Source organism: Micromonospora sp. NPDC049139, assembly GCF_055586845.1.
On the sequence record NZ_JBVJHK010000032.1, the window covers coordinates 42,616 to 55,269 of the forward strand.

Sequence of the window (12,654 nt, forward strand, 5' to 3'; positions counted from 1 at the left end):
GGCCACGCGCTACTCGTCGACGGTCAGGGCCGAGCTGTCCTCTTCCTCGTTGGGCGACTGTGCTGTGCGGCGATATTGAGGATGGTCCTCGTCCATCTGGATGGCGGCGTGCAGTGCGACTGGGTAGCGGGCACGGCCGGACCAATACAGGGTCTGGTGACAGAGTTGAGCGGTGGCGACCGCGAGTGCCTCATGAGACACGCGGTCGTTAAGGGCGATGGGGAAGATCTCGGTAGCGGTCATCGAGTACCACGGCTCGGGCATCTCGCTCTTGCGGCGTTCTTCGCGGTTCTCGGAGATGACGGAGCGTTTCGCGTCCCACCTGGTGTACTTAGCGCCGAGCCGACCCGAGTTGCCGCCGTCGTAATTGCGGGGCACGTTGCACAGGACCCATACCGGGGTGCTGAAGTCCGTCTCGATCTCGTATAGAGCGTTGGTCGTCTCGCCTTCCGTTACGGCGTCTCGTGAGCTGAGCACGCGGGTGTAGGCGATCGGCGGAGGCACTCTATCGTCGGCGATGTTGAGGCGGATGACCGCGTCGGGCCGTTCATCGTCCTGGAGGCTGTAGCCCGGCAGCCAGTACTTGCTTTTCCGTGCATCTGGTCGGCTGCCCTGCTTGCTGTTCTGCAACCCGTCCCAGATGCGGCGGGCGCCGTCCTCGTCGACGGTGACGATGTACGGCCGCCCGTCGAGCTCCTCGACGAGGTCTTGCAGTGCCTGCTCGATCACGGTGCCGACGTCGTCCCAGCGCTGACGGTACGACTTCTTGCCGCCGCTCTCCTGTGGGTATTCGGTCTCGTGGAACTGGTTCTGGGCTGAACGGTAGGGCTGCCAGGAAGCGACGGTCGAACTCCAGCCGAACAGTTGCCACACGTCGCCCGGCGCCGTCGGCGGGATCAATGCGGTTGCGGTCACGACCGTTCTGGGTGAGCTCTTCTCACCCTTGCGTTTGTTCTGCTGGCGGATATGGAAGCCGACGTGCGCGATGCGGTCAGCCCCGTACGCCGCGTGTCGCGCCTCAGGCCGCAGGGCCTTGGCGATGCGGTCATCGATGATGCCAAGGGAACGATAGAGGTCGAGCAGCGCCATCTCGGCCGGGTGGTCGGGGTCCTTCGGCTGGATGATGCCGTTGGCGTTCTTCCCGAGCAGGTATTGGCTGGCGATGTCCTTGCCGGCCAGGATCGTCTTGGTCTGTGGCTTCGCGTCCGCGTCCTGCAGTTCGGCCGGTTTGAGGCCCGGCAGGTCGTCGACGGTGGGGATGTGGGTTTCGCACCAAGCACCGATCAGGACACCGCCGCTGGCGTCGAGTGCCGCTGCGGCCGGTTTCAAAGCCTTTGTCCGGCCGTTCGGGCTACCGTGCGCCAGAAAGCCCGCCGAGAGGTGGAAGACCGCGGTGATCGTCCCGCCGAAGAGATCGATCTCCTGGCCGTCGTGTGGGTCAAGACCCTTGATGTCGAGGCCGTACGTCTTGGCGAGGGCGGCGATCATCCGCAGCCGGGTTTCATCGCGGTACCAGAGGCAGACCAGGCGCAGCTTAGTGAAGCCGGCCGCCTTGACTGCAGCGGCGATGGAGGCGGGTTCAGGAAACGCGCTGCCCTTGCCGCGCAAAGCTTCTTTCGACCCGGTGGCTTCACGTTCGGCCTTACGGCGGTCCATCTCCGCCTTGGACACCTTCTCGGGGTCAGTCGGGCGGTGCGGCAGAGCCATGGCGGTGGCGCGGGCGACGAGTGGTTCGGCCCGGCCCTCGAACCGGCCTAGAATGTGCTGATTGAGGACCCGCAGGTGGTGCATGCCCGTGCCGACGCCGATGGGGAATGGGCGGCTCTTGGGCAGCACGGGCCAGATCTGGTCGGGGCGTTCACGGGAAAACTTCAGGGTGGGCTTGCGGTCCTTGCCGGCCTCGGCGATGGCTTCGGCGCGCATGCGCTGTTCGGACTGCGAGCGGGTCGCGATGGCCTGCAGGATGGAGTAGTCCATCTTGAGGCGTCCGAGTGCCTCGACCGCGTATCGGCTGATCGTGCGGGCTCCGCCGCCGCCGTGCAAGCCAACTTCGAGGATCGGGTGGTTGTCACCCGGCTGGACCGCCAGCACCGTCCTGCTGTAGATCAGCGAATCCGAGATGCGGGTAACCCGGGAGGTCACCATGAGCACGGGGGTGGCGATGTTCGGCAGCGTCTGTAGGGTGAGAGCGGTACGTGACAGGGCGTACCGGCCGCCTTGGTCGTTCTCCCAAGGGTCGTCGAGGGCGATCAGCCCGCCGGTGACATCCGGCCGCAGCGGGATGCTGCGGCTGTCGGAGACTGCCCAGGGGCCGGCTAGCTTTTGCGCCAGACCCCAGGCGATGGTGCGGAACACCCAGTTCGGGGCGGTCGGCTGGGTGCCGGTCTGGGGTCGGATGTGCTCGGCGAGGTAGGTCGCGGTCTCCGGGGTGCCGGCGATCTTCTGCGCCAGTTGTGGCGGCTGGCGCAGGTCGATCTCGTGGATCGCTGTGCCCTGGGCCAGGCCGTACGTGAGGGTGAACACCCGGCAAAGGAGCTTGTCGTCGATCCGTTCCCGTGATGCGAGGAAAGGCTGGGGCCCGCCGGGTTCGAAGTAGACGTATCCGCCGGTGAGCACGCTGAGCACGGTGGTGGCGATCGAGTACGGGGCCTGCGCCGAGTCGTTGCCGTACCGCCTCTGGCAGGCGCGGTCGAAGTTCTCCCACAGGGTGCGTGTCTCGGCGTCCAGATGCCTCAGGTACACGAGGTCGCCGCCGACGAGGTCGGGGGTGCAGCGGTACGCGAGCGTGTCGAGATAGCGTCCGGGCTCGCGGCGGTGTCGGGTCACTCGTCCTCTTCTCGAAAAGCGTCCAGCATGGTGGGCTCGTTGGGGTCGATGCCGGCGTACGACAGGAACGCGTTGAGCGCTTCGCCGTACAGGGCGTTCATCTGTTTACGCACGTCGGGCGGCCATTTGGCGTGGATACGGCGCAGAATGGTGTCGAGGTCCGCGCTCCAGGTGTCCTCGTGAAAGGCGAAGTCGACCATGTGCAGGACGGCTTCGGTGCCGCCACGGCGCGCCCGTCCGGCGAGCTGGATGAGGTCGACGATCATGCCTGCGACGACTTCCTCCTGCAGGGACTTCTGCATGGAGGTGAACTGGCTGGCCGAGCGCAGCAACAGTCTCAGCCGCTCCCACGCCGCGTCGCGCGCACCCGCGAGCGCAGCGACGGGATCGCTGCTTCCGCCGGCCGGAAGAGCCCGCATGCCAGCCGCGTTGATGCTCCCGTACATCTCGGACGGCTCATTGAGCAGCGCCAAGGGCCGCACGCACAGATACACCGACCGTACCGCAGAGCGGATGCCCTTGACGATGTTGAGGCCACGCGCGATTAGCGACAGCGGCACAACCAAGATGTTGCCCCGGTCCGGGAAGGTTTCGAACTCTTCCTGGGTCAACCGGACGGCGAGGTTCTCGCGGGGCAGATCTGGGTTGAGGCTGTGCCGATCCTCGGCGCGCACGGCCACGCACAGCCCGGAGCGGTAGTGGCCGGACTGCGAGATGCCGCGGGCGAGCCAGGCGCACTGCGCGTAGGAGTTCGCGACGACAAGCACGTGGGCGCGGTCGCGATCCTCGCGAGCGGCCCGTTCCAGCTCCCGGCGAATGTGCCGGTCGTACAGCTGGTCGCCGAGTTCGATCAGAGCGTCGCGTTTACGGCTGGCGTGCAGACCTGAGACTTTGATCGGTTCGCCGAACAGTGGATGCCCTTTGCCGTAGTCGATACGGCGTTTTCGAGCGCGGATGGAGCGAGCTTGTGCGTCGGTCATCCACCAGCGGACCGGGGCGTGGACGTGCTCGCGGACGGCCTGTGGGAAGAACGCGGTCGCGGACAGCCCCATGACCGGCCGTTGCGTTCCGGCAAGGCTCAGCGAGACGATCCCGCCGAGTTCGGCGGTGAACAGGTGCGGGTCACCCCCGATGGTCTGGGCTACCAGTTCGGCGCTCTTCTGCTTGTCGTCGAGGCCGGTAACCCGGTAGCCGGTCAGGGAGCGGCCGAGCATTCCGATCGGCATCACTGAGGTGATCGCCGAGTTCTGCAGCTGTTCGATGATTTTTTGGGCGGAGCGCAACCCGGACGACCGGAAGCGCTGTGCGTTCTTGCGGACCTCGGCCAGGGCCTCGTCGAGTTCGATCATCACCGCGCGGGTCGCCAGCAGGTTGATGATCTGAGCTCGGCGGTGCCCGTCCTTGATGACGTCACCCAACAACTCGTGCAGTTCGAGCTTGACCGCGTCGAGCAGGCTCTCGCCGCGGGGTCCTACCAGTGCGCTCAGGCCCCGTTGGACGTCCGCCCATACCGGTTCGAGCGCGCCGCTCGCGCGGCCGTGCCGGTCGGCGTGCTGGTAGCGCTCGGGCATCAGTGCGTTGAGTCGTTCCACGATCTGGCTGGGGATGCCTGCGTCGCCGATGTCGAGATCAGGCCAGAGCAGTCGGGCCAGCGTGCGGTCGCGGCCACGGGACATGTGCCAGCGGCTGCTGGTCTGGTCAGGGATGCGTTCCTCGGCGCGCTGATCCTCGGCGGCGTGCAGAGTGAGCGCATTGCGGCAGATGCTCAGCAGCAGGAACTCGGCCATGAGCCGGACGTGGCTGACCGACGGGAGCAGCATGTTCTCGTCGTCGATGGGCAGCCGTTTCGCGTCAGTGTCGATTTCCTGCGGGGTCGATGTCCAGTGACGGCGCGAGTGCAATTTCACGTCGCTGGCGCAGCGTTCGATGGCCCTCGACTGGAACTGATCCACTTCGTCGATGAGCACGGCATGGCAGGTGCGCAGCGCGAACTCGGCGGCCGTCAAGGTGTACACGGGGCGGCCATCGAGATTGACGCCGATCCGCAGGGTGCCCTGCAGGAAGAGGAAGTGGTTCATGACGACCACGTTCGCGTCGCACGCCTCGTAGGCCGGGGTGAATTTGCCACAAGTCGGGATCCACGGGCAGGCCGAGACCCCGACGCCCTGACGGCTGAGCGAGAGGCAGGGCTCTCGTCCGGGCGGGTAGTCGCCGGTGGCCTCGGTGAATTCCCGCTGCGCGCATCCGTAGGCGAGCGGGTCGATGTCGCGTTCTCCGCGTAGCCCCCAGTCTCCAGGCGACTCGGGGTCCTCGTCGATCAGCGACACGTGCTTGACGGCCCGCTCGTACATGCTGCGGGAGGACATCAGATGTGCGCACCTAGGCGCGTGGTCCAGGACTTGCTTCGTCTGCAGGTAGGCCAGGTCGTTGCGAATATTCCACGTCATGGCCAGGCAGGACTTGATGTCGGGCTGCACGATGGTGAGGCGCAGGTTCCGCAGGGCGAACCAGCTGGCCACGACACGGACCAGCACGCTTTTGCCGGTACCGGTGGGCGCGTGGAAGATCTCCAGGCCGACGGCCGACAGTGTCAAGACTTCGCGGGGCGAGACGACGTCGGTGGTCTGCAGCACCTCGAACAGGCCGGTGAGCGTGGTGTGCAGGAACCGCTTGTCCTGCGGGAAGCGTTCATCGATCTGGGCGGCCAGCGTCAGGAGCTCATGCGTGGGAATCTGCAGCTCAGGCTCGTACGGGACGGTCGAGACGTGCGGCAGCCGGTCGAGGGCGAACGGTTCGGTGAAGTGCGGATACCGGGGGATCCGCACTCGCCCGTGGATCTGACCGCCGTCCTTGACATAGATCGTGGGGGTACTCCACGTTCCCGGGCCCGCGAAGTCCGGCGGCTTCGGGCGGGCGCTGGGGCGCCGGAACCGGGCGGTCTGACGATCGACGTAGTCCAGCAGGTTCCCGCCCACACGAGGAAACGCGGCGTCTGCCTTGAACGGGTTGTTCCCGGCGAGCTCGAAGGCCGCAATGGGTGCCTGTTCGCCGTCCTCGTCCGGATCTGATGGGGCGAGGACGGTGCGGGCGGCGACCGAGAAGGCGCGATACTCCGCCAGGTCAGCCGGGGCGATCGATCCGACCAACGCGATCCGCTGCTTCTCGTCGTGGGCGAGACTGTTCCAGCGATCCCACACCGTGTATTTGCCGGACAGCATGAACGCAGCGTCTGCGAACCCGGCGGCATCACGCGCATCACCGGGGATACGGCGCGGGAAGTAGTGGGCTGCCAGTGCCAGGGCGGCGTGCACCACGCTGGCCTGCACGGTCGGTTCGCTCATGCCCACCTCACCCCCGCTTGCTTGCAGACCATCTCGCCGAAGGCCGAGGCGGTCGTCACCTTCATGCCGTACTGGTGGCACACCCCGGACAACAGCGGGACCTGCCCGGCCCGGTAGTCCGGGACCACGAGCCATTCGGCACCGCCGCGGTCACCCTCCTGCGCATGGATGAGGCTCGCGAGCGTAGTCGCCGACGTGTAGTCCTTGACGTCGACCTTGAAGGATGTCTTTGTGCCGGGGATCTTCACCAGCAGGTCGTAGGCGTCCAGGGCCGGCCACAGGTCCACCCTCAGCCCGCGTTCGACCAGCCGGTCCCGCAGCGCCAGCTCCGGAATCCCTGGCACCGTGGTATATCGCCAGATGCCCCTCGCCAGCGCCTTGTGGTTCTCCGCCGGCATCGGCTGGGGAATAGCGTCGATGTCGGGAAACAGCACCGCTTCGCGGCCAGCTGGACGGTCCGGGTGTGGTTCGGGAAGAAGTTCGGCAGCAGAACCGTCATCGCTCGGACGGAACAGGTAGGAGGCCCCCATGTCAGCGTGCGGGGTGTGCCAGCATCGGGCCGACCCCACCAGCGCACCGGCGCTCTTGCCCAGCGCCAGCCGCATCGGCCATCGACAGATCGGGCACGCGTACCACCAGCCCTGGTGAGTCGAGGCGTACGGGATGTCGGTGTAGAACTCGACCACGGTCGGTGGCAGCCGCAAGTCCGCCAGCCCGTCGGTGAGCCCGGACGGATATCGGATCAGATCCTCACGCCCGTTCTCGTAGACAGATTGAACGCCCTGTTTACTCAGCGCCAGGTACACCGTTTCCTGCTCGACCTCCTCCCGCAGCTCCCGCACGCTTCCGAGCATGTCCGTGCTGCGATCGAGCTTGCGCAGAGTGTGCAGCAGCATCCGCTGCTCGAAGTCCAGATCGAAGGCGTCCTCCGTGACCTGCCCGTCCTGATCCATGACGAACAATCCCTTGAGGTCGACTGGCTCTACGTCGTCGGGCAGCAGTTGCGCGAGATCACCCGAAAGCGCCTCGCGGAAACGCCCGAACGGCAGCGGGCTTCCCGGGCCGCGGGCAGCAAGCACGATGCCGTGGCATTCCATCAAGGTCTCCAGCCGTCGCGCCGGCTTCCACCCGGCAGCAGTGAGAGCCTTCGCGGCGTGCAGGGCTGCCCTGGTCACTAGGTAGCGAACATGAAGATCACTTAGCATGCGGGCATCGTCATCGACAGCATGGGCCACGAGGGCGGATGTTAGACCCACCCTCTGACAAGAACGGGCCCCGGAAGCGATCGGGGCCGGTGTCAGAAATCAGACGACGAGGCTTTCGAGTCCGCTGCAGTCTACGCGCGGATACCGCTGACGATAGGTGCCCGTGAATTCGACGACATGACGTCGGCCGAGATCAGTCAACCGCCACCGGAACTCCGCCACATGCGTCCCGCCAGGAGCTAGCACGGGCACCGCCTCGATCAGCCCTCTGCTGGGCGGACCACCGGCCGCGTTGCGATAACCGACGCCAAGAAAAAACAAAGACCTGCCCGCCAGCCGATCCTCTGGCAGACCGTCGGGCTCGGCCGCCGCGACCCGGACCAATACGCCCCACAACCACTCCGACAATAGATGCGGCTCGTGATCCAGATCGGCAGCCTCATCTAGGCCCGCCCGTGCCGCAGCCCGTCCGCGTCGGGTGATCTTGACGGCAACCCGGGCGACCTCACCGGCAACAGGATGATCGATGACGTCCTCAATCACGATTACCAGGCCCCGCCGGGCAAGGGCGTGCAACGTCCGGCCGGCGCCCGGGTCATGAACCCCACGTCGGCGCAGCCGCTCCTGTAGACGCGTATAACCCGTCTCTGACGACGCCGACTTCAGGGCCAGCGGCAGCTGACGCCACTCGGCGGCCGGCGGCACCGGTAACCGCTGCAGCCGGCGCATCCACATCTCGGTCTCGGTCATTCGGTCGTCGCGCATGATCTCGCCCAGATACACACGCTGGCGCTCATTGAGCGACGCCCATGCCTCGACCGCGGCTCGAGACGGGCCGCTGCGGCCTCCGCTTTCCACCACCGGCGCAGGATCCGCCGGTCGGGTACGCATCCACGCATCCAGAACCATCCGGGTCGGCACCCCGTAGATCTTGGCCAGCGGCGGCAGGAGGCGACCGGTCATCACAGGCTCAGCCCAACCCTGCCCGGCCATCGGCTCACCGCATTCGAGCGCAGACAGCGCCTCAGCCGACACACGCAATTCCTGACCAGCGTGAGACGCCCCCAACAACTCCGATGCACGGGCCAGCGTCAGCCCGATCAAAAACCGCAAATCGGCAAGTCTCTCCTGGCCTGGCACGATGTCGATCAGCTCATCAGGGCGGCAACTCACTGCCTCGGCCAGACGCTCCAGCTCAGCCGGAGTCGGCGCGAGCAAACCTTCCTCGTAGAGGAAGACCTCCCGGGCGGACAGGCTTGCGCGTGCGGCCGCATCGCGCCGCGACAAGCCACACGTCAATCGCCGTGCGGCCAGCGCCCCCGGAATCAGCCGACGAGCCGCAGGCGCGTTCATGTCGGCGCCGATAACCGCCGTCATTCGGCCCACGTCAGTCCGACATCCGCAGACATAGCCTTCATAGCCATCGCAACCGTCTCCACCTGCGACGATAACCCGTTACAAGCCAGACTGCAGGTGACCTAGCCCGGACTGCCCACCGAATCGCTGCCACGAAGTATCGAACATATGTTTGATCCTCGCACGGATGTGCCGACTAGTCGAGCAGCCGTGATCGCAGGGCTCGTAGCTCAGAAGAGCCGCTTGGGCGTTCGGTGTGGCGACCGTCAGTTCGACTCGGCCAAGTCAGAAGTGGGGCTGGATGCCGCAGTTGCGGCTGATGACGGGAAGCGTCCTAGCTGCAGGTCCCACATCGACCGGGCCCTGCACATCATGGCCATCGTCCAGCTGCGCCGTGACATCGAAGGGCGCCGCTACTACCGGCGCAGACTGGCTGCGGGCAAAACTTCGATGGAGGCCCTACGGGCACTGAAACGGCGTCTGTCCGACATCCTCTACCGGCAGATGGTGGCCGACGCGAAGCTGGTCAGGACGGGTCCGGAGGACACGCGGGGGCGACTCTGCAATCCAGCGCGGCCGACCCAAACCCCGTACCCCAGCCCAGAACAACCCTCGCCGCCGCCTCTTGACCCAGAGGGGTGCCATGAGCTTGCAGCTTGACCCAGAGGGGTGCCATGAGCTTGCAGCTCCACGTGACGGCGCCAGCGGCCGCGACCGTCACGCACCGTCACTTGATGCGCGGCGAGATCAGGCTGCGGTGGGGCCAGTTATGGCCGTCCCGGTGGAGTCCAGTTCATCCGCCATAGCCAGCTCTCGCATGAATCCGTTGAGTCTGCGGCAGCGGGCGGCTTCAGCCGCTGAGGCATCCGGAAAATGTCGTACTCGGCTGGGATGATGCCGGCGTGGCTGCCAAGACCCGGGAGACAGTGGCGAGCGCCCATCCGGATCTCCTGCCAGAACTGCTTGAGGTCGAGAGTTGGACGGGGGCTTTGGGCGACCTTCCCCGGGGCTCGAACCGCAAGGCCCGGTGGAGGTGCGCGACCTGTGGGCTCGAGTGGTGGCAGGCCGCCGCGGTGCGGGTGCGAGCGGCACCTGGCTGCAAGACTTGCCGGCGCCGTCTGCGACGTAAGGCCGACACGCCGGAGCCGGGCCGTAGCCTGGGGGAAGTCATGCCGGAGCTGGTCGAGGAGTGGCTGGAGTGCCTGACCTACCCCGCCGCCACACCCGAGACGATCAGCGCCCAGTCCTCGGCCGAGGTGCGATGGCGCTGCTCGGCCTGCGGCCACTCCTGGGTAGGCCCGATCTCGCGGCGGACCGGGTCCGGGGGCGGCGGTTGCAAGCCGTGCGCGGGCAAGCGCCGGTCCGACGCCAACTCCCGGCGGGTGGCCAACCGGGTCGGGGACACGTGCCCGGAGATCGTCGAGTTTTTCCTGCGCTGGGAGGACCCGGCCGAGCAGGCGCCGGTGGCCGAGGTGAGCGTCCGCTCCGACAAGGTGGCCTGGTGGCGCTGCGCCTGCAGCAACACCTGGCACACGAGAGTCCGGCTCCGGGTCGCCGGGAGCGTCTGCCCACGATGCCGGGCCGCGAACCGTCGGCCGCCGACCACTGCACCACTTCGCACTACCCACCCCACAGTCGCCGACATGTTCGTCCGCAACCTCACCCATCCGCACCGCACCCCCGACTCCCTGCCGAAATCCGCGACCGACCGGTGCCGATGGCGGTGCAGCGCCTGCGATCACGAGTGGGAGCAGACGGTGTTGAACGTGGTCGGTGCCGGCCGGCCCTGCCCTCGATGCGCCGAGTTGATGGGCGGCGCACCGCAGCCCGGCCGATCGCTCGCTGACCTGTACCCAGAGATCGCGGCCCAGTTCGTCGCCAACCAGCGGCGTCCCGAGCGCGGCCCCGCCCTCCTCCGTCCGAACTCGGTCGACCGATGCTTATGGCGCTGCGGCGACTGTGCGCACGAGTGGGTGTCCACCGTGACGAATCGGACCGCTGGCCGCGGCTGCCCGCCCTGCGGGCGCCGTCGGGCGGGCGAGCTGCTGCGGGACCCCGGCGAAGCCGCTTCGTTCAGCAGCACGCATCCGGAGCAGGCCGCCACGTTCGTCGCCAACAAGTCCCACCCTGGTCGGGACCCGCAGAGCTTCACCGCGGGGACCAACGACATCTGCGTCTGGCGCTGCCCAGAGTGTTCCCGGCACTTCGAACGCTCCGTCGTCACTCACGCGACCCGGCTGCTCTGTGCTGCATGCGCGTACCTCGCTCGGGGCGTCGCCAGTCGGGTCGCCCCCGAGAAGAAGTCGCTCGCCACGCTCATGCCGGAGGTCGCCTCGTCCTTCGTGGCGAACCTCTCTTGGCCCGGGCACGGACCGGCGACGCTGTACCCGCGCGCCGGCGCCCTCTGCTCTTGGCGCTGCCGGTGCGGTGCGCTATTCCAGGCGCACGTGCGCGACCGCGCGAAATCACCGGACTACGGCTGCGGCCGGTGCCGCCGCCGCGGTCGAAGCCTCCTCGAACTGGAGCTCGCCCACCTGCTGGCGGCCGCGACGGGCGACGAGGTGGAAGTCGACGTCCGCCTCGACGGCGGCCGGCGCTCGGCGGAGCGGCTGGACCTCTTCCTGCCCTCGGCCGAAATCTACATCGACCTGGACCCGGCCCAGTGGCACGCCGGCGCCACTGCTCACGCCCGGGACCTGCGCAAATCCGAGGTCATGGCCAAGCTGGGCGTGCGCTATGTGCGGGTTCGGCAGCCCGGCACGCCGCCGGTTCCGGGGGAGACCGTGGTCGCGGGCAGCAAGGACGCGACGGAGTGGTTTCTGGTCCTCGCGGAGTGGCTGCGGTCGCAGTCCGTGCCGTGCCCGCCCCTGTCCGTCGACCGGATCGCCGCATGCCTCGCCGCAGCACGCGAGGAGTGGAAGACGTTCCAGAACACACCACCCGGCGAGAGCCTGGCCATCTTGTTCCCCGAACTGGCAAGCGAACTGGTCGAGAACCTGACGCGCCCGGAAATGGGCGCGCAGTGGCTGCTTCCCGGCTCCGCGGACCGGTGCGTCTGGCAGTGCCGGACCTGCCGGCACGTCTGGCGCACCCGAGTGGTCAGCCGAGCCCAGCGCAACACCGGCTGCCCGGAGTGCTCCCGGCGGGAACGCTCCTACCAGACTCGTCTGAGCCGAGCAGAACTCCGGGTCCGCGACGTCGCTCCCGAGCTGCTCACCCAGGCCGTGCGCATCCTCGACGTCGACAAGGCCCGCGACATCGAGCTGCTCGATCTGGCTCGCGGGTCGACCATCCGGGTGCTCTGGCGATGCCCAGACTGTACGCACGAGTGGGTGGCGCCCGTTGTCACCCGCACCTCCGGGCGTGGCTGCCAGCCGTGCGGCATCCGCCGGCGCACCGCGTCCCGCCAGCAGCCTTCGCCCGGTGGATCGCTGGCCGACCTACATCCCGAGATCGCGAGCACCTTCCTGGCGAACCTGGACCACCCTGATCGGGGGCCTGATCGGCTCCGCCCGGGGTCCGGCGACCGCTGCCGGTGGCACTGCCCCTGCTGCGGGTCGAAGGAGTGGGAGACGAAGGTCTCAGCCCGGATCCAGCGGCAGGGCTGCAGAGGGTGCCGCCGCTTGAGGAGCGGCAGGCGTGGTGTCATCGCCAGCAAGGACGAAGGGCCCCAGTTCGACGCGCTTCTACTCTTCTGAGGGCGGCCGGTCGCGCGGGTATCGCCGCACCCGTGCAGTAGAACGCGATCAGCAACGACCGGATCTGACGGCCGGACGTGCTCATGTCTCATCTCCATCCGCGTTCAAAAGACCGTTCTCGCGTACTCATCGGCTAAGGGACGTCTCGTAACCGGGTGAAGGCGTTGCCTGGGACGGGGTCGGCGGTCAGCCGGCGAGGATGATGTTGTGGAGGTTGGCGATGCCGGA

Annotated in this window: 5 protein-coding genes and 1 pseudogene; 2 read left to right on the forward strand and 4 right to left on the reverse strand. The window is 67.4% G+C overall.

Annotated features, from left to right (window positions below; all coding sequences use genetic code 11):
- Positions 1-9 precede the first annotated feature (9 nt).
- The 4 genes from ACZ6Q9_RS32255 to ACZ6Q9_RS32270 all read right to left on the reverse strand — a co-directional run bounded on the left by ACZ6Q9_RS32255 (position 10) and on the right by ACZ6Q9_RS32270 (position 8,749).
- Positions 10-2,826, reverse strand: a complete 2,817-nt coding sequence (locus tag ACZ6Q9_RS32255; RefSeq protein ID WP_396830935.1) for an RNaseH domain-containing protein — start codon at positions 2,824-2,826, stop codon at positions 10-12.
- Positions 2,823-6,167: a hypothetical protein gene (locus tag ACZ6Q9_RS32260; protein ID WP_396830933.1), complete on the reverse strand. Its 3,345-nt coding sequence runs from the start codon at positions 6,165-6,167 to the stop codon at positions 2,823-2,825. The genes ACZ6Q9_RS32255 and ACZ6Q9_RS32260 overlap by 4 nt, the downstream gene beginning before the upstream one ends.
- Positions 6,164-7,402: a restriction endonuclease-related protein gene (locus ACZ6Q9_RS32265; RefSeq protein WP_396830931.1), complete on the reverse strand. Its 1,239-nt coding sequence runs from the start codon at positions 7,400-7,402 to the stop codon at positions 6,164-6,166. The genes ACZ6Q9_RS32260 and ACZ6Q9_RS32265 overlap by 4 nt, the downstream gene beginning before the upstream one ends.
- A gap of 69 nt (positions 7,403-7,471) precedes the next feature.
- Positions 7,472-8,749 (reverse strand): helix-turn-helix domain-containing protein, encoded by a 1,278-nt coding sequence (locus ACZ6Q9_RS32270; protein WP_396830929.1) that lies wholly within the window; start codon positions 8,747-8,749, stop codon positions 7,472-7,474.
- 905 nt (positions 8,750-9,654) lie between these two features.
- On the opposite strand from ACZ6Q9_RS32270, the pseudogene ACZ6Q9_RS32275 reads away from it, so the two are divergent.
- A pseudogene (locus ACZ6Q9_RS32275) lies at positions 9,655-10,248 on the forward strand (zinc-ribbon domain-containing protein); the annotation flags it as partial.
- A gap of 123 nt (positions 10,249-10,371) precedes the next feature.
- Entirely contained in the window at positions 10,372-12,426 is a 2,055-nt protein-coding gene (locus ACZ6Q9_RS32280; protein ID WP_466021466.1) for a zinc-ribbon domain-containing protein, read from the forward strand.
- Positions 12,427-12,654: the final 228 nt, after the last annotated feature.

Coding starts and splice junctions, on each gene's coding strand:
- ACZ6Q9_RS32260 (WP_396830933.1), bottom strand. CDS start 6,167: ATGAGCGAACCGACCGTGCAGGCCAGCGTGGTGCACGCCGCCCTGGCA.
- ACZ6Q9_RS32270 (WP_396830929.1), bottom strand. CDS start 8,749: ATGACGGCGGTTATCGGCGCCGACATGAACGCGCCTGCGGCTCGTCGG.
- ACZ6Q9_RS32280 (WP_466021466.1), top strand. CDS start 10,372: ATGTTCGTCCGCAACCTCACCCATCCGCACCGCACCCCCGACTCCCTG.